Raw genomic sequence first — 18897 nt, forward strand, 5'->3', positions numbered from 1 at the left:
ATAGAGAATTAAAACATTATGAAATCCCAGGTCGATTAGCTCAGCTGGGAGAGCACCTCCCTTACAAGGAGGGGGTCACTGGTTCGAGCCCAGTATCGACCACCATTCTTTCATAGAGAATTAAAACATTATGAAATCCCCAGGTCGATTAGCTCAGCTGGGAGAGCACCTCCCTTACAAGGAGGGGGTCACTGGTTCGAGCCCAGTATCGACCACCATTTCTTCTGCTTTACCTCATTAATTTCTCAAACCCTGTTTATTTCTCAAATATTCAATTTTTCTGTTTTGATTATTCATTTTATTTTGCGGCAATCTATAAATTCTTCCTTTATCAGAGCCTATTCCGAATGATTTGTTGGCAAGCTTAAGCAAAACTTTATGGCCTAGGTTGTTAACTGTACAGATAATCTATATTCACTCTTTGAGTAGGTAATTTAGCCATAAAAAAGCCGTTCAATCATTAAATTGAACGGCTTAGTGGTCTTTTCAGACTCAGTCTAAGGTTAATCGATCCCTAAGAATCCGCCAGTTTGGTGTGCCCAAAGCTGTGCGTAGATCCCACCTGATTTAATCAGTTCTTGGTGAGTACCTTGCTCCACTATTTTGCCTTTATCCAAAACGATTAGCCTGTCCATTGCCGCAATCGTTGATAGTCTATGAGCAATGGCGATAACCGTTTTGCCTTGCATTAATTCATACAAACTTTCTTGAATAGCCGCTTCAACTTCGGAGTCTAACGCTGATGTTGCTTCATCCAGTAACAGAATAGGTGCATTCTTTAGTAACACCCTTGCAATAGCGATACGTTGACGTTGGCCGCCTGATAGTTTCACACCACGTTCACCGACTTGTGCATCAAGACCTGTATTACCGAAAGGATCTGATAGATCTTTGATAAATTCACTGGCTTGCGCCTGTTCAATCGCTGCCAATAATTGCTCATCAGATGCGGTTGGATCGCCATAAAGAATATTCTCTCGAATAGAGCGATGCAGTAATGAGGTATCTTGGGTCACCATACCAATCATTGAACGCAAAGAGTCCTGGGTGACATCGGTAATTTTTTGATCGTCGATAGCAACATGGCCTTTTTCAACATCATGAAATCGCATCAGCAGGTTTACTAATGTTGATTTACCAGCTCCAGAGCGACCCACTAAACCTACTTTTTCACCCGCTTTGATGTTTAAGTTCAAGTCGTTAATAACACCTGAGTCTTCACCATAGTTGAAACTGACGTCATTAAAATCAATCTTGCCGTTGTCGACATTAATGTCTTTTGCATCAGGCTTATCTTCAATCTCAATGGGTTTAGATAAGGTGTTCATGCCGTCGGTGACAGTACCGATGTTTTCAAATAAAGAACTGATTTCCCACATGATCCATTGGGACATACCGTTAAGTCTTAAGGCTAAACTCACCGCGATAGCAATGGCGCCAACGGTAATGGCATTGTCAGCCCAAAGCCAGATAGAAACAGCAGCAATAGTGAACGCCAGCATGTAGTTAATGGCTTGGACTAACACGTTAATGATAGTAACAAGGCGCATTTGACCATAAACGGTATGTAAAAATCCGGTCATGCTGTCTTGGGCATAATCTGCTTCTTGTTTGGTATGGGAAAACAATTTAACAGTCGAAATATTGGTGTAACTATCAACAATACGCCCCGTCATTGTTGAGCGAGCATCAGCTTGTTTGGCTGAAATCGCTTTAAGTTTAGGGACTAATTTCCATTGAATCGCGACATAGGCGAATAACCATACCAACATGGGCAGCATCAATCTGATATCGGCGCTGGCGATCATAACTAGCATAGATGTGAAGTAGATAAGGATATACATCAATACATCCAGTAACTTCATCACTGTTTCGCGAACCGCTAATGAAGTTTGCATCACTTTAGTGGCTATCCGACCTGCAAAGTCATCTTGATAGAAGGAAATGCTTTGCTTGAGCAAATAGCGGTGCGCTTGCCAACGAATGGCCATAGGGTAATTCCCTAATAACGTTTGATGCACAATTGAAGCATGCAACCAAACCAATATAGGAATAACGACTAAGACAATCACCGACATGCCAATTAAGGTATTACCTTCATCTTGCCAGAGTGTTTCAGGGTTTTTAGTGACTAACCAATCAACTAATTTACCCATAAAGCCGAACAGCGACACTTCTAAAACCGCCAAGGTTGCGGTTAGCATAGACATAATCACTAGATGTTTTTCAAAGCCACGCGTGTAATGGCGACAAAAAGCATACACACCTTTTGGCGCTTGTGATGGCTCTTCTTGGGGAAGGGGATTAGTTAACGATTCGAAAAATTTAAACATCAATAGCTCAAACAAATATTAGTTATTGCTAGGATACCGTAACTTGTAAACCAAGTGTTGAATTGATTATGACAATTCATGTCATAAATGAATCGACATTGAGTTCCGTTTTCCGCTAGTGAGTAATGCAAACTTTAGTTAAAGTGGTTTGACTTTCTCAAGTGGCGAGCGAATGTAATCGGTTATGAAAACTCAGAATGATAATGAATCAATCCCGTTGAATCAGGGTAATATTAACTGCCATATACCTGATGATGTATGCAGACAAGCGCGATTAAGCCGTGATGCGCGATTTGACGGTCGATTTTTTATTGGAGTTAAAACCACAGGCATTTATTGTCGTTCAATTTGTCCAGCATCGCCTCCTAAAGAGCACAATGTGGTTTATTTTGACTCTTCCATTAAAGCTGCTGAAGCAGGGCTTAGGCCTTGTTTACGTTGCAGACCTGATAGTGCGCCACAATCGAATGCATGGAAGGGCACGAGTAGCAGTTTACAGCGAGCAATAAACTTAATCGATCATGGCTGCTTAACTGGTGAGAATGCTGAGTCGTTAACAGACTTGGCGACTAGACTAGGAATAAGTTCGCGTTATTTGACTAAGTTATTCAATCAACAACTGGGTACTTCACCCAAAAAGTACGCCTTGTACCGTCAATTGATGTTTGCCAAACAATTACTGCATCAAACTCAGCTTCCCATCACCGATGTAGCGATGGCTGCCGGATTTAACAGTATCAGGCGCTTTAATGAAGTGTTTAAATCTCAACTGCAATTGACTCCTTCGCAATTAAGGCGGTCGCTATCGCCGTCAAAAAGCTCAAAATTGAGTGAGAGCAACAAGGATAAAGGCGCTCAGGGGATTAATTTGTTATTAGATTATCGTCCTCCTTATGATTGGCCTCAATTGTGGGCATTTTATCAAGTGCGCGCAGTCGAAGGCATGGAGTGGCTAAATGAAGATAACCATGCTTATGGCCGTAGTTTTTCTATTGTTTTTGATGAATTAGAGATACGTGGAACATTTGAGGTCGCGGAGGTTAAGGGTAAAAATCAACTTTCATTGGCTGTCCAATTTGAAGATGAACAACATATTGGTTATCTATTTCAAGTTGTGCAATATGTGCGGAAGATATTAGATCTTGATGCCGACATGGAAGTGATTGAAGCCTCTTTTGAGCCACTAACGTCTATGGGGATGAAGGTTGCATCAGGATTAAGAATACCAGCAACCGCGTCAGTATTTGAAGCTGGATGCCGCGCTGTGCTTGGCCAGCAAGTCAGTGTTGTTCAAGCCAGTAAGTTACTTAATGTGTTAGCGGTTAATTATGGTGATAAGGCTGTTATTGGTCATCGTGAAATATTATTTTTCCCCAAGCCTCAACAAGTGGCCGCAGCGGGTTTAGATGAATTTAAAATGCCAGGCGCAAGAAAGCGGGCTTTGAATGGTTTAGGTGAATTTGTGGCGCACAACCCTTTGTCGTCGCCTGAGGCATGGATTGAAGTAAAAGGCATTGGCCCATGGACTATTGCCTACGCTAAAATGCGCGGCGAAAGCGACCCCAATATTTTTCTCGCAGGGGATTTAGTGATAAAAAACAGAATCAAAGCGTTGATCGCAAAGCAAGATTTAGCATTAGGTACAGCGACTGAGTTTACGGCTAAAGATTATCAACAATTGGCAGAAAAAATCAGTCAACAAGTGAGCCCATGGGGCAGTTATTTAACCTTTCAATTATGGAAAAATGATGAAAATTAATAATCACCCACCATTGACTATGCAAGTCATTAATAGCCCTGTTGGCCATTTAAAGTTGCAAGCTTCAGCATATGGATTAACCCATTTACAAGTCGTGCCTGAGCCAGTTAACGGTGTTAATGACCAGCAACTAGAAGCAATAGAGCCCGTATCAGCTGCTGAAGTTAATCAGGCGAAATCATTTGTTGTTCAGGCTATTGATGAGCTAGAACAGTACTTTGCAGGCGATAGGCAAGAGTTTGATGTGACGCTTGCTGCAAAAGGCACTGAGTTTCAACAACAAGTGTGGCAGGCATTAAAAGAATTACCTTTCGGCCAAGTGTGCAGTTACGCTGCTATTGCAGACAAAATTGAACGTCCAAAAGCGGTAAGAGCTGTAGGTGCAGCCAATGGTGCTAATCCGATAGCGATTATTGTTCCTTGCCATAGGGTAATAGGCAAAAATGGTAGCTTAACGGGTTATGCTTACGGCCTTGAAATGAAGCAGTCATTATTAAGCTTAGAAGGCGTGAAGTAGCCCTTTTAATCGAAGGTTGAATTAACCTGCTTGGAAAATCTATTCGATTAGCGCCTTTAATCAACGGCTATGGGCCATAAAGCTCAATAATTGCCCATAGCATGCGCAATATCGCTAACTTAACTTGCTCAAATAAGCTAAAATAGTCATTAAAGCTTTATTCAATTTCAATTTATATTTGAGTATCCTAATTTAATGACATCAGCTAACCTTCCACCTGTAACTTCACACGATGGTGCAACTAACTTTGCCGATCTTGGCTTAATAGCACCTATTACAAACCGTCTTACGGAAATGGATTATAAAACGCCGACACCTATTCAGGCGAAAGCAATTCCAAGTGTGATCGCGGGTAAAGACCTATTAGCTGGTGCGAATACGGGCTCGGGTAAAACAGCGACCTTCGTCTTACCTATTTTACAAAAGATTCATCAAGCCCAACAGAGTGCTAAAAAAGACAAAGGCAACTTTGTTTCTGCGTTGGTATTAGTGCCTACCCGAGAATTGGCTAAACAAGTTGCTGATAGCGTGAAGTCTTATGCGGTATATTTTAATGGCGCTATTAAATCTACTGCCGTATTTGGTGGGGTATCAGCCAATACGCAAATGTTGGCACTTCGTGGTGGTACTGATGTGTTAGTTGCAACGCCAGGTCGATTAATTGATTTGATTTCAAGCAATGCCATTAAGCTGGATAGAGTTGAGACATTAGTGCTTGATGAAGCAGACCGCATGCTAAGTCTTGGCTTCACTGAAGAACTTTCAGCTTTGCTAGCGTTAATGCCGCAGAAAAAACAAACCTTGTTATTTTCAGCAACCTTTCCTGAAGAAGTGCGCAGCTTAACAGACAATCTACTTATCAACCCTGTTGAGCTTCAGCTGCAAAGTGCAGATGCGAGCACGCTTGTTCAACGTGTATTTACGGTTAATCGTGATAAAAAAACGGCATTACTTGCTGAATTAATTAAGCAAAATAAATGGCGCCAAGCGCTTATATTCGTCAATGCTAAAAACAGTTGTAAGCATCTAGCTGATAAATTATCTAAACGTGGTATTACCGCTGAAGTATTCCATGGTGACAAAGGCCAGGGCGCACGTAACCGTGTTTTAGATGGCTTTAAAGCGGGCGAGATTGAAGTGCTAATTGCTACTGATATTGCAGCACGTGGGTTAGACATTGAAAAGTTACCTGTTGTGATTAACTTTGACTTACCAAGAAGCCCTGCAGATTACATGCACCGTATTGGCCGGAGTGGCCGCGCAGGTGAAGTAGGTTTAGCATTATCGTTGATTGCCCATGCTGATTATCATCACTTTAGTATTATCGAGAAAAAGAACAAAATTCGTTTAGAACGTGAAACTTTTGTTGGCTTTGAACCTGATGAAGAGATGCCAGATGATGAATATGCTGTTGAAAAACCAATGGCAAAACCCGCTGGAACAGGTAAGAAAAAGAAGAAAAAACAAGCGCCTGTCAATGTCGATATTTGGGCTGGTATTGGTAACAATGACAGCGACAATGAAAATAGCTCAACGGATGACAGCACTAAAGAAGACGATTTCCAATAGGTCTGTTTAACATTGAACGTTACCGCTTCATGGATAGATTTGAAACAAGCCTTACATAAACCCAAGTAGTAAATTGAGAGTAACCATTAAATATGAAGCAGTTATTTTGGTTAGTAGATGGCGTTATCGCAGGTCGCAGTGGTCCAAATAAAGATCAATGGGACTTAGCAGAACTCAAAGCATCCGGTATTGGCGCGATTGTGTCATTAAATGATGGTGAGGGTGTCGATACAGCACAACTTGAAGCATTAGGGTTACGCTATCTTTGTACTCCGTTTTCAAGAAATATTCCGCCACAAGAAGGCGATGTGGCCATATTTGTTGAACAGGCGCCAAAAGCTCTGGCATTTATTCGTCAGTGTGAGGCCGATAACCTTCCTGTGCTGCTACATTGTCGATCTGGTAAAGACCGAACGGGTATTATGATGGCGTATTACCTGATGGATAACGGCGCAGCCCCTGTGCATGCGGTTAGCCAAGTGCGCAGTGTTAGAGATATTGCTTTTAGCTCTGAAGGTTGGGATCAGCTTGTTTTTGATGTACTTTATGCATTACAGGAATAGCGATAGGCCATTGTAGCTAAATGGTTCAAGTTCAGCTTTAAGTTAATCATCAGAAAGGAATCCGTTAATGAGTAAGAATAAATACATACTAATCCTTTGCTATGTGTTTGCTTTTGCCATTTCTGGTTGCGCCTCAAAAGTTGAATTTGAACCCCTTGAAAAACAATACAAACTCACACCCGCGACTAATACTCCCCTTGCAAATTATATCGAATCGCAGCAAAAGCCACACTTAACAGGCATTAAAGCCCTACCTGATGGGGTAGATGCTTTAATTGCTAGACTCGCTATGATTGAAGGTGCTCGAGAGAGTGTCGATTTGCAATATTACATCTATCACAACGATGAAACGGGTAAAATTTTAACCATGTACCTATATAACGCTGCAGAACGCGGCGTTAGAGTTCGGGTTTTGCTCGATGATATGACCACGGCGAATAAAGATGATGGTTTAATGGCTATTGCTAATCATCCTAATATTTCTATTCGATTATTTAACCCATCATATGAACGTTATTATCGCGGTTTTGCATTTCTCACTGATTTTGGTCGTATGAATCATCGGATGCATAATAAGTCTCTCACCATAGACAATTTAATTACAGTCGTTGGTGGAAGAAATATTGGCGATGAATATTTTTCGGCGAATAAAGAAGTGGAATTTGGCGATTTAGATGTGCTAACCATTGGGGCTGCTGTCGAAGATGTATCGACCCAGTTCGATACCTATTGGAATTCTGAACAAGTCAATAGTATTCAACAGTTAGCTGGTACTACTCAACAAAGTGTCGATTTAGTACAGCTAAAAGCTGAAATTGCAGAATTTGAAGCAAGCCTAAGCGAGGATGAATATGTCAAACGCCTCGAAGCTAGCACACTGCTTGAGCGGTTAAAAAACCACACATTGACGTGGTATTGGGGAAAGGCTCAGGTTGTGTATGACCCACCTAATAAGCTTGAAAATAATGCTAATTCAAAATTACTATTAGATGACTTAAGTTATTTCTTTGAACAAACTGAGCAGAAATTATTAATAGTATCACCGTATTTTGTGCCAGGTGATGACGCAACCAATGGTTTTATTAATGCAGTTAAAGAAGGTAAACAAGTCACTATCGTGACCAATAGCCTAGCTGCAACTGATGTATTGGCTGTTCATGCTGGTTATCAACAGTATCGCCAAAAACTGGTTGAGGGTGGAGTTAAAATCTATGAGGTTAGAGGCGACCCAACCGAAAAAAAATCAAGCTGGAAAGGAAGTAGCAAAACGAGTTTGCATGCCAAAACCTTTATCATTGATGATACAACGGTGTTTGTGGGCTCATTCAATTTCGATCCACGCTCAGCGCTAATTAATACTGAAATGGGATTAATTATCGATAATCATCAATTTGCGAAAGACATGGTGAGCGGAATTGCTAACACTGCAGATGCTAAAGCATACGAGCTGAGTCTTGAAGATGGTGATTTGGTGTGGCTAGATAACCTTAACAATAAAGTGATTTATGCTGAACCTGGCGCGGGTTTTTGGCGAAAGTTTATCGCTGATTTTCTGTCATTATTGCCGATAGAATCACAACTTTAAACATACAAAAATCAATATCATCACGCTTGTTTGCTATGTCGTAAAGGCTGTGTTTAACTGAATTCAACATGATTTTATGGATGGGTTTATGAAGAGTAAAGCAAGTCAATCTCAAGGGTTGTTACTTTTTCACCTGTCTCATGTTCAACAGTTTGCGTTAGGCACGTTAAAAATTCGCGAAATCGTACCATTTTCTTCGTTATCTAAAATCCCTCAATCACATCCGGCCATTCTTGGTGCCGCGACAGTACGTGGAAATACGATTGCAGTCATAGATATGGCAGCTGCTATTGGATTTAAAGCCATTGAGCCCCATGAGCAAAAAGATTGTTATGTGATTATTACTGATTGCCAACGAATGGTGATTGGATTTTTAGTTCGAGCCATTGATAAAATTATCGAATGTAATTGGCGTGATATCGAAGCGCCAGCGTCCAACTTAGGTCACAATGTATTTCTTACTGGTGTCACTCGTTTAGATGACAAGCTAGTTCAGCTGCTTGATGTTGAACTATTGATGGCAAAAATATTCCCGCAAGATCCCGCTACCAGTCGCGCAATTCTTACAGATGTTCAGCGTGAGCAATTAAAACCCATGCGTATTTTGTTAGTTGATGACTCGAAAGTCGCTAGAAAGCAATTATCTGATGCTCTTGATTCAATTAACATTGCTTATGATGTCACAGCTGATGGGCATGATGCTCTTCAAATCATGCGAGATGCTGCGCTTAAACATAAACCAATTAATATTTTGGTTAGTGATATCGAAATGCCTGGGCTTGATGGTTATGAGTTAGCGTTCGAGGTCAAGAATAATCCTGACTTAGCTGATGCTTATATTATTTTGCATACCTCTTTGTCTAGTGAGATCAGTGTTAGCCAAGCCAAACAAGTCGGTGCAGATGAAGCTTTGACGAAATTTGATGCTCACGAGTTGATTGATGCCATGCTTCGCGGTGTTAAATAAGCCACTTAATAAAGATTTATCTGCAGGACTATTATTTCACTAACACTCCATTGGCAATACAGTATTACTTCACTAACACTGCACTATAATTGGCCACATGTTGGCTAAATGTGGTTTGTTTGGAAATAGTGAGTAATATTGGCACATCATTTGGGATTCAGACTAGACTTTAGCCAATTCATCCGATATATACCTACTCAGAGCTTATTAAAAGCCGTACAAATATTAGAGCTTATTAAAAGCCATACAAATATTAGAGCTTATTAAAAGCCATAAATATAATAATCATAGGTCAAGCAATGAATCAAAATCAATCACTGTTAGCGCGTGTCGCTAGCGGTAGCTTAGTGCTACAAATTCTCGTCGGTATTGTTCTCGGTGTTATTCTCGCCTCGGTGTCAACTTCAGCTGCAACTCAAGTGTCTTTTTTAGGCAGTTTATTTGTTGAAGCGTTAAAAGCCGTTGCGCCTATTCTTGTTTTCGTCTTAGTGGCGTCATCAATTGCCAATCAAAAGAAAAACACTCAAACCAACATGCGACCAATTATTGGTTTGTATTTGGTGGGGACTTTAGCTGCAGCATTAACCGCTGTTGCGTTTAGTTTTGCATTTCCTACGACATTATTACTTGCAGGCGGCGTAGAAGGTTCAAATCCACCACAAGGGATTGCAGAAGTTTTAAATACTTTACTGTTTAAAATTGTTGATAATCCTGTCAATGCATTACTAACAGGTAACTACATTGGTATTTTAGCGTGGGCTGTGGGTCTGGGGATCACATTACATCATGCTAGTGAGTCGACTAAGAAAGTGGTGTCTGATTTAAGTGACGGTGTAACTACAATCGTTCGTTTTGTTATCCGTTTTGCCCCTATTGGTATTTTCGGCTTAGTGTCAGGCACTATTGCGGCAACGGGTTTTGAAGCATTAGCTGGCTACGCTCAGTTACTTGGGGTGTTAGTGGGAGCAATGTTATTTATTGCGCTAGTGGTAAACCCTATTATGGTATATATCAAAATTAAGCGTAATCCATATCCGTTAGTGTTGAAGTGTTTACGTGAAAGTGGCGTTACGGCATTCTTCACTCGCTCAAGTGCTGCGAATATCCCAGTTAATATGGCCTTATGTGAAGAGTTAAAACTTCACAAAGATACTTACTCTGTATCAATTCCGTTAGGCGCTACAATCAACATGGGCGGCGCTGCAATAACCATTACAGTACTGACATTGGCAGCTGCAAATACGTTAGGTATTCAAGTAGACTTCTTAACTGCTGTGTTATTGAGTGTTGTCGCTGCAGTATCTGCTTGTGGCGCATCTGGCGTTGCTGGTGGCTCATTGCTACTCATTCCATTAGCGTGTGGCTTATTTGGCATCTCAAATGATGTGGCTATGCAAGTCGTTGCAGTGGGCTTCATTATTGGTGTGGTTCAAGATTCAGCTGAAACAGCGTTAAACAGCTCTACTGATGTTGTATTTACTGCAGCAGCATGTGAAGCGGCAGAAGCGAAAGAAAAAAGCTAATAAATACGATTTTATAAGCTATAAAAAAACCGCTCATTTGAGCGGTTTTTTGTTTTAACCATTGCGTCAGTATCAATTACTAATATTAGACTCTAGGGCCTGTTGATCTTTGCTGGTTAAGTTTTGTTCGAAATAAAAGCGTTTTAATTGAGGCGGATGGATTGATGCCTAGTCATCTAAGCGCCACTTTATTCACAAAGATGCATCCAACAAAGAGTAAAACGCTTTTAGTCGAACCCTTTGGGCAGCGTTTGTTGGCGATTTTTACTGCGTTATCGACTTTTTATGTAGAATAACTACACCACAAAGTCTCTGCCTTGTATAAATGGCCAACAATTCGCTGCAAAAACAACCTTGAAAGATCAACAGGCCCTAGTCACTAAAAGGGTGCTTACTGAAAAATGTACGCTGCTTTTGAGTGTAAGGGTGAGTCATCGTTAACATCTGCGCGTGTAGGCTTAATCTTTCTCTTAGTGCAATGGTTGCTTCATCAGCATAAAACCCATCTCCAAGGATGACATTACCAAGTGCAAGCATATGAACACGCAACTGATGAGTACGACCCGTTTCTGGCATCAATTTAATCAAAGTGTGTTCAGGGTGTCTTTCAATCACTTCATAATGAGTAATCGCACTTTTACCTTGCTCAGACACTACCTGAAAAGGTGGGTTAGTTTTGTCAGCGGCAAGCGACAAATCCACAGTACCGGTATCGTCTTTTACTTGGCCTTTAACTTCAGCGATATAAACCTTTTTGGTTTTTCTGTCCTGAAATTGGGTTTTTAAGTGTGATTCCGCTTTTTTATTACGTGCAAACACCATAATACCTGACGTATCACAGTCCAAACGATGCACTAAGATGGCTTCAGGAAACAGCTTTTGTACTCGAGTAATAGCACAGTCATGTGTAGCTGGGGCTTTACCTGGGTTGGCTAGCAGGCCTGCTGGCTTATTGATAACAATGATATCGCGGTCTTTATAACGGATATCGAGCCAAGGGATACTAGGTGGTTGGTAATCAAAAATTTGCATGAAGTCGCATCAGTTTACAAAAATAGTGGGGTATTTTAGCAAAGATTTGGCTGCGAGTATTGATTAACCCGCAGCATATAGCATTTAAGCTTGAGTAAGGAATGAATAGGCGAGTTTAAGGCAAGTATTGTTCAGGGGTTTTTCTGCTATAAATTCGGCTGTAAGCCATTAATTGTGGGTAAAAAGTTCTAAAAGCAATTTCTATATCGACGTAAAGCTTATCTACATCTTGGATGGCTGTTTTAAATAAATCGGGTTTCGATATACGGCGGCTCACTCCTTCGATGGCTTTATTCATTCCTTGTTTGGTTTGATAAGCACTAAGCCAGTCCTGTTCAATGATGCTAGGGGCAATCTCTTGTAACTTTTCTGGAAGGCCTGCAGTTGTTTCAAGGGAGTGGTACGCTTTTTTTGTAAAATCAACTAATGACTCTTGATGATACTCGTCCCAGTAATAGGCTAAGTAATGATCAAATGCTAAATCAACCAGGATTGGAGCCACTCTACGAGAGGATTTTGGAAACAGTTTAATTAAATCCACAATTAGTTCATGGCTATCGGTAATTTGATCAATTTGTCTATGCAGCCAAATACCTTGTTGTAGGTGTTTGGGGAAGTGTTTTATATCGCCTTTTGCAAAGTCACCAGCAAGATTTGCTGCCAAATGAGTATTACTGATCTCGGCTAAATGTAGGTGAGCAAGAAAGTTCATATTTTGTACTTTTATTTTTTGAGTTTTTCAGTATGATGCTTAACCACGCATAGAGAAGTTAAACACCAACTGACGAATTTTTTAAGTCTAGTTTCAATCATATAGATTTCTAGTCAAATGTCATGGGTATTATTTTTCAGGGATGTTGCGTCATATAATAATACATCGGTTTAAGGATCATGGATGATGAAAAACTGGATAATGTCAGTGCTAGGGCAACAACCTAATCGTAAGCGTACCAAAATTGAAGTCGATCTTCGTTTTGAAAAACAATCCTTTCTACCTGAAGCAAACACTTTGGCTGAAGACGCTGAAACCACCAAATCTACTACTGAATTAGAAAGCAGCATTAGCCAATTCGAATCATCAAACCCTAAGTGATTTTGGCAATAAAAATCTATTGTAATAATCCGTTATTTTATTGATAGCTGATTTCATTAATCGCTAATCAGCTTTTAAATGTCTTTTTCAGCTGGCATAAGCTGACCTATTCAAATTTCGGTTTTGTACGTTCCTTACGTATAAACAGCACATTTTTTAGCTCTCTAAACTTGATATTAGCGGTCGGTAGTCCTAGACTAGCGGCCGTTTTTATTGTCTTTAAAGAGTATTGATATGCGCGTTGCTGACTTTTCGTTTGATTTACCTGATGAACTTATTGCTCGCTACCCAATGGCGGAGCGAAATGCATCAAGATTATTGACCCTTGATGGTAATAGTGGCGCGTTAGCTGATCAGCAATTTACTGACGTACTCTCGAAAGTAAACAGTGGTGATTTGATGGTGTTTAACAACACTCGAGTGATCCCTGCACGTTTATTCGGTCAAAAAGCGTCTGGCGGTAAACTCGAAATACTTGTTGAAAGAATGCTAGATACAAAACGCATTCTTGCTCATGTGCGCTGTTCAAAGTCACCTAAAGTTGATTCAATTGTCATTCTTGATGGCGGCTACGAAATGACAATGCTTAAGCGCCATGACGCATTATTCGAATTAGCGCTAGATTCAGACAAAACTATCTTAGAAGTGTTAGAAGAAGTCGGTCATATGCCGCTTCCTCCATATATTGATCGTCCTGACGAAGATGCTGATAAAGAGCGCTATCAAACGGTTTACAATCAAACTCCTGGCGCGGTCGCAGCACCGACAGCTGGATTGCATTTTGATGAAGCCATGTTGGCAGCGTTAAAAGACAAGGGCGTTAAGATAGCTTTTGTGACCTTACATGTCGGTGCTGGTACTTTCCAACCTGTGCGTGTTGATACTATCGACGAGCATGTGATGCATTCAGAATGGGCTGAAGTATCTCAAGAGGTGGTCGATTTAATCGCTGAAACAAAAGCGGCAGGCAATCGAGTCATTGCAGTGGGTACGACGTCAGTTCGTTCACTTGAAAGTGCGGCCAAGGCAAGTGGCGATAACCCATTAGCTGAGTTTAAAGGCGACACTGATATTTTTATTTTCCCAGGTTACAAGTTCAAAGTCATTGATGCTATGGTCACCAATTTCCACTTACCAGAATCAACTTTGATTATGCTAATTAGTGCATTTTCGGGTTTTGATAATGTGATGAAGGCCTATCAGCATGCGATTGAACAAAAATACCGCTTTTTTAGCTATGGTGATGCCATGTTTTTAACGAAAAAAGCCCCGTAACGATTGATTTTGATCTAAAATACCCGCCCACAGAGGTGGGTATTTTTTTGGGTTAATTTTAGCTTGTTCCTTGAAGTTATCACTTATGCCCTTATGTCTTATGCAACAACAACGAGTCAGACTGTTTATCTGGCAAGGTGATATATGAATTTTGAGCTTGATACGACAGACGGACGCGCACGTCGCGGTCGTTTAGTTTTTGAACGTGGCACGGTAGAAACACCTGCTTTTATGCCTGTAGGTACTTACGGTACCGTTAAAGGTATGACGCCTGAAGAAGTTCGCGCAACTGGCGCTGATATTCTGTTAGGTAACACTTTTCACTTATGGCTTCGCCCTGGTGAAGAAATCATGCGTAAGCATGGTGATTTACATGACTTCATGAACTGGCAGCGTCCAATTCTGACTGATTCAGGTGGATTCCAAGTATTCAGTTTGGGCGACATCCGTAAAATTACTGAAGAAGGTGTGCATTTCCGTTCGCCAATCAACGGTGAGAAGATTTTCTTAGACCCTGAGAAGTCGATGCAAATTCAAAACTCATTAGGCAGTGATGTTGTAATGATTTTTGACGAATGTACTCCTTACCCAGCAACACATGACGAAGCGCGTAAATCAATGCAGATGTCACTGCGTTGGGCACAGCGTTCACGTGATGAGTTTAACCGCTTAGAAAACCCAAATTCTTTATTTGGTATTGTTCAAGGTGGCGTATACGAAGATTTACGTGATGAAAGCGTTAAAGGCTTAACTGAAATCGGATTTGATGGTTATGCCGTTGGTGGTTTAGCCGTTGGTGAGCCAAAAGAAGATATGCACCGCATTTTAGAGCATGTATGTCCTCAGTTACCTGAAGAAAAACCTCGTTATTTAATGGGGGTTGGTAAGCCTGAAGATTTAGTTGAAGGCGTACGTCGTGGTGTCGACATGTTCGATTGTGTGATGCCAACTCGTAATGCCCGTAACGGTCACTTATTTACACCAGAAGGTGTGATTAAAATTCGTAATGCTCGTCATCGCGATGACACTGCACCATTAGATGCAAGCTGTGATTGTTACACCTGTAAGAACTATTCTCGCGCTTATTTATACCACTTAGATCGCTGTAATGAGATCTTAGGCGCGCGTTTAAACACCATTCACAACCTACGTTACTATCAAATTTTGATGGAAGGTTTGCGTGGTGCTATCCAGACGGGTACATTAGACGCCTTTGTTACGGATTTTTATACCAAGTTGGGTCGTGAAGTCCCTCCTGTACCAGAGTTACAAGACTGATTTTTAATCTAGAAAACAAGAAGAGAGTAATATGTTAATTTCAAATGCATACGCAAACGCAGCTGGCGCACCACAAGGTGGCGGCACGATGGAACTGATTTTCATGCTAGTAGTTTTTGGCCTGATCTTCTACTTTATGATTTTCCGTCCACAGTCAAAGCGCGTTAAAGAGCACAAAAGCCTGATGTCAGCGTTAAGTAAAGGCGATGAAGTGCTAACAAGCGGCGGCATTTTAGGCAAGATTGCTAAAATTAGCGACGACAGTGATTATGTTTTATTGAGCATCAATGAAACCAGTCAAATCACTATCAAAAAGGATTATGTTGCAGCGGTATTGCCTAAGGGCTCTATCCAGTCGTTGTAAGCCAAGAGGGCTCAGGTGTGTTAAATAAATACCCAATGTGGAAAAACATCATGGTGATGCTTGTCATCGCCGTTGGTGCTTTCTATGCAATTCCAAACCTTTATGGTGAGGATCATGCAGTACAAGTCGTGGCGACTCGTGGTGCTGAAGTAACTACTTCAACTCTAACGTCAGTAAATGGAATACTTGAAAGCAAAGGCATTGCGGTAAAACGCGCTGAGCTCGAAGATGGTCAATTAGTTGTCCGTGTTCAAGATGCTGAGCAGCAATTATTAGCTAGAGAAGTCATTGCTGAAAGTTTAGGTGATAAATATAGCGTTGCATTAAACCTTGCCCCGGCAACCCCTGAATGGTTAGAAGCCATGGGTGGTACGCCAATGAAGCTAGGTCTTGATTTACGTGGCGGTGTTCACTTCTTAATGGAAGTGGACATGGGCGAAGCTATTCGCAAGATGGAAGAAGCAAAAATTGCTGATTTCAGAAGCCAATTGCGTGAACAGAAAATTCGTTATGCAGGTGTACGTAAAACTGCGAAAGGGTTGGAAATTAAATTCCGTGATGCTGAAAATCTTTCGAAAGCAGAGCGCTATTTAAAGTCGCTAAGTAACGAAATGGTATTCACTGACGGTAGCGTCGGTGATAACTATGCGTTATATGCGTCGATGAGTGATGACTACCTTAGACAAATTAAGGAAGAGGCATTACAGCAAAACATCACCACAATCCGTAACCGTGTAAACGAGTTAGGTGTTGCTGAACCTGTGGTACAACGTCAAGGTGCAGAGCGTATTATCGTTCAGTTGCCAGGTGTTCAAGATACCGCTCGTGCTAAAGAAATTCTTGGTGCAACAGCTTCTATCGAATTCCGCATGGTCGATCAGAACGCTGACCAAGCTGCTGCAGCTAATGGCCGCGTCTCTGCAAGTTCTGAAGTCTTCCCTCGTCGTTCTGGTGGTATTGCAGTATTGAAAAAAGAAGTCATGTTAACGGGTGATCATATCACTGGTGCACAGCCTTCTTTTGATGAATACAGTCGTCCACAAGTATCAATTAACCTTGATGCTAAAGGCGGTAATATCTTTTCTAACGTGACTAAAGACAACATTGGTAATCCAATGGCAACTTTATTCATTGAATATAAAGATAGCGGACAACGTAACCCAGATGGCACAGTTAAAATGACGAAGATTGAAGAAGTCATTTCTGTTGCAACCATTCAGGCACGTCTTGGCCGTAACTTCGTAATTAATGGCCTTGACCATGCTGAAGCACAAAGCCTTGCATTGTTACTTCGTGCGGGTGCCTTGATTGCTCCTGTGACCATTGTAGAAGAACGCACAATTGGCCCAAGCCTAGGTAAAGAAAACATTGAAAACGGTAAATTAGCGATGATTTGGGGCATGGTTGTTGTGCTTATCTTCATGCTTATTTATTACCGCGCTTTCGGTGTGATTGCTAACCTTGCGCTTACCGCTAACTTGGTGATGGTTGTTGGTGTAATGTCTATGATCCCTGGTGCTGTACTAACACTACCTGGTATTGCCGGTATGGTACTGACTGTGGGTATGGCTGTTGATGGTAACGTGCTTATTTTTGAGCGTATTCGTGAAGAGTTGCTCGCTGGTCGCAGTGTTCAACAAGCTATTCATGAAGGTTATGCAAACGCATTCTCAACCATTGCTGATGCGAACATCACAACATTTATGACTGCATTGATTCTATTTGCTGTAGGTACTGGCGCCGTTAAAGGCTTCGCCGTGACCTTGATGATAGGTATCGCAACGTCAATGTTTACTTCTATTGTAGGAACACGTGTCATCGTGAATCTTATGTGGGGTGGTAAACGCGTTAAGAAACTGTCTATCTAAGGAGACGTTGACCATGTTACAAATATTTTCAGTAAATAAAACGATCAACTTCTTAAAGCATGCAATGCCTATCAGTATCTTATCTATGGTATTGGTTATCGCTTCATTAGCATCTTTAGGTATTAAAGGTATTAACTGGGGACTTGACTTCACTGGCGGTACTGTCGTTGAACTTGAGTTTTCTAAGCCTGTTGACCTGATTGAATTACGCAGTGAACTTAGTACTGATGCAGGCGAAGGCGCTGTAGTGCAGAACTTTGGTTCAAGCCGCGACGTTCTTATTCGTCTTCCAGTATTAGAAGATGTTAAGAGTGATACTCAAGTTAGTGCAGTTATGAAAGGTGCTCAGTCTATCGATTCGAGTGTTATTCAAAAGCGTGTTGAGTTTGTTGGTCCGCAAGTGGGTAAAGAACTTGCGGAGCAAGGTGGCTTAGCGGTTATCGTTGCGTTAATTTGTATTCTTATTTATGTATCATTCCGTTTCGAATGGCGTTTAGCAATGGGCTCTGTAGCAGCGCTTGCTCATGATGTTATCGTGACTTTAGGTGTGTTCTCAATCTTACAGCTTGAGTTTGACCTGACGGTATTGGCAGGTTTGCTCACCGTAGTAGGTTATTCGTTGAACGATACGATTGTGGTTTATGACCGCGTGCGTGAAAACTTCCTTAAGATGCGTAAAGGTGGTCCTGAAGAAGTCGTTAACCGTTCAATTACTCAAACGATGAGCCGAACAATTATCACTACTGGGACAACCCTAGTTGTGGTTATTGCTTTGTTCCTTAAAGGTGGCACTATGATCCACGGGTTCGCAACAGCATTGCTTTGCGGTATCTTTGTGGGTACATATTCATCTATTTACGTTGCAAGTTACTTAGCGGTTAAGCTTGGGATTTGTCGTGAACATATGATGCCAGTTGAGATTGAAAAAGAAGGCGCTGACCAAGACGCTGTTATGCCTTAGTCATTGCTTTGTTTAATACGACAAAGTGTTTAATACGATAACGTGTTAAATAACTCAGCTTAATGCACAACAAAATCAGAGAAGCCACTCATTAGAGTGGCTTCAGACTGCTGACAAAGCCCTAGACATTCGTCTAGGGCTTTGATCTAATAGAAGTACAGATAATAACCAAGTTTATCATCATGCTTCGAGAGCCTAGTCCACAACAAT

16 protein-coding genes, 2 tRNA genes and 1 pseudogene are annotated in these 18897 nt (G+C 41.2%); 16 read left to right on the top strand and 3 right to left on the bottom strand.

The features are described from left to right. Positions 1-29 precede the first annotated feature (29 nt). Positions 30-105 (top strand) — tRNA-Val (locus tag L2735_RS19060). Between the two features lie 37 nt (positions 106-142). Continuing rightward, a tRNA-Val gene (locus L2735_RS19065) sits at positions 143-218 on the top strand. A 285-nt stretch (positions 219-503) separates the two neighbouring features. On the opposite strand, the gene L2735_RS19070 is transcribed toward L2735_RS19065, so the two are convergent. Continuing rightward, positions 504-2333, bottom strand: a complete 1830-nt coding sequence (locus L2735_RS19070) for an ABC transporter ATP-binding protein (protein WP_248986211.1) — start codon at positions 2331-2333, stop codon at positions 504-506. A 184-nt stretch (positions 2334-2517) separates the two neighbouring features. Between L2735_RS19070 and L2735_RS19075 the strand changes: the two genes are divergently transcribed. The 8 genes and pseudogenes from L2735_RS19075 (at position 2518) to L2735_RS20225 (ending at position 11199) form a co-directional block, all read left to right on the top strand. Beyond that, entirely contained in the window at positions 2518-4092 is a 1575-nt protein-coding gene (locus L2735_RS19075) for an AlkA N-terminal domain-containing protein (RefSeq protein WP_248986212.1), read from the top strand. After that, the gene (locus tag L2735_RS19080; RefSeq protein WP_248986213.1) at positions 4082-4609 is read left to right on the top strand and encodes a methylated-DNA--[protein]-cysteine S-methyltransferase; all 528 of its coding nucleotides are present in this window, start codon (positions 4082-4084) and stop codon (positions 4607-4609) included. The genes L2735_RS19075 and L2735_RS19080 overlap by 11 nt, the downstream gene beginning before the upstream one ends. 195 nt (positions 4610-4804) lie before the next feature. Further along, entirely contained in the window at positions 4805-6178 is a 1374-nt protein-coding gene (locus L2735_RS19085) for a DEAD/DEAH box helicase (protein WP_248986214.1), read from the top strand. Positions 6179-6270: 92 nt separating this feature from the next. Beyond that, positions 6271-6741 (top strand): phosphatase domain-containing protein, encoded by a 471-nt coding sequence (locus L2735_RS19090; RefSeq protein WP_248986215.1) that lies wholly within the window; start codon positions 6271-6273, stop codon positions 6739-6741. Between the two features lie 67 nt (positions 6742-6808). Then, positions 6809-8326: a phospholipase D family protein gene (locus L2735_RS19095; RefSeq protein ID WP_248986216.1), complete on the top strand. Its 1518-nt coding sequence runs from the start codon at positions 6809-6811 to the stop codon at positions 8324-8326. An 88-nt stretch (positions 8327-8414) separates the two neighbouring features. Beyond that, positions 8415-9293, top strand: coding sequence for a chemotaxis protein (locus L2735_RS19100; protein WP_248986217.1), 879 nt, complete (start codon positions 8415-8417; stop codon positions 9291-9293). Between the two features lie 299 nt (positions 9294-9592). Beyond that, the gene (gene sstT / locus L2735_RS19105; RefSeq protein WP_248986218.1) at positions 9593-10816 is read left to right on the top strand and encodes a serine/threonine transporter SstT; all 1224 of its coding nucleotides are present in this window, start codon (positions 9593-9595) and stop codon (positions 10814-10816) included. 200 nt (positions 10817-11016) lie between these two features. Continuing rightward, positions 11017-11199: pseudogene (locus tag L2735_RS20225) on the top strand (hypothetical protein). On the opposite strand, the gene L2735_RS19115 reads toward L2735_RS20225, so the two are convergent. Continuing rightward, entirely contained in the window at positions 11189-11848 is a 660-nt protein-coding gene (locus L2735_RS19115; RefSeq protein ID WP_248986219.1) for a pseudouridine synthase, read from the bottom strand. The pseudogene L2735_RS20225 and the gene L2735_RS19115 sit on opposite strands and share 11 nt — an antisense overlap. A 115-nt stretch (positions 11849-11963) precedes the next feature. Then, the gene (locus L2735_RS19120) at positions 11964-12560 is read right to left on the bottom strand and encodes an acyl carrier protein phosphodiesterase (protein WP_248986220.1); all 597 of its coding nucleotides are present in this window, start codon (positions 12558-12560) and stop codon (positions 11964-11966) included. Positions 12561-12743: 183 nt separating this feature from the next. Between L2735_RS19120 and L2735_RS19125 the strand changes: the two genes are divergently transcribed. The 6 genes from L2735_RS19125 to secF all read left to right on the top strand — a co-directional run bounded on the left by L2735_RS19125 (position 12744) and on the right by secF (position 18687). Beyond that, the gene (locus tag L2735_RS19125) at positions 12744-12941 is read left to right on the top strand and encodes a hypothetical protein (protein WP_248986221.1); all 198 of its coding nucleotides are present in this window, start codon (positions 12744-12746) and stop codon (positions 12939-12941) included. Positions 12942-13175: 234 nt separating this feature from the next. Further along, the gene (gene queA, locus L2735_RS19130) at positions 13176-14216 is read left to right on the top strand and encodes a tRNA preQ1(34) S-adenosylmethionine ribosyltransferase-isomerase QueA (protein ID WP_248986222.1); all 1041 of its coding nucleotides are present in this window, start codon (positions 13176-13178) and stop codon (positions 14214-14216) included. Positions 14217-14360: 144 nt separating this feature from the next. Further along, positions 14361-15494, top strand: coding sequence for a tRNA guanosine(34) transglycosylase Tgt (gene tgt, locus L2735_RS19135; protein ID WP_220754786.1), 1134 nt, complete (start codon positions 14361-14363; stop codon positions 15492-15494). 31 nt (positions 15495-15525) lie between these two features. Then, positions 15526-15858, top strand: coding sequence for a preprotein translocase subunit YajC (gene yajC, locus L2735_RS19140; RefSeq protein WP_248986223.1), 333 nt, complete (start codon positions 15526-15528; stop codon positions 15856-15858). A 17-nt stretch (positions 15859-15875) separates the two neighbouring features. Continuing rightward, the gene (gene secD / locus L2735_RS19145) at positions 15876-17726 is read left to right on the top strand and encodes a protein translocase subunit SecD (protein ID WP_248986224.1); all 1851 of its coding nucleotides are present in this window, start codon (positions 15876-15878) and stop codon (positions 17724-17726) included. A gap of 13 nt (positions 17727-17739) precedes the next feature. After that, positions 17740-18687 carry a protein translocase subunit SecF gene (gene secF / locus L2735_RS19150; protein ID WP_248986225.1) on the top strand — a complete coding sequence of 316 codons (948 nt, stop codon included), beginning with the start codon at positions 17740-17742 and terminating at the stop codon, positions 18685-18687. Positions 18688-18897: the final 210 nt, after the last annotated feature.

It is taken from the genome of Shewanella olleyana, assembly GCF_023283825.1.
GTDB lineage: Bacteria > Pseudomonadota > Gammaproteobacteria > Enterobacterales > Shewanellaceae > Shewanella > Shewanella olleyana.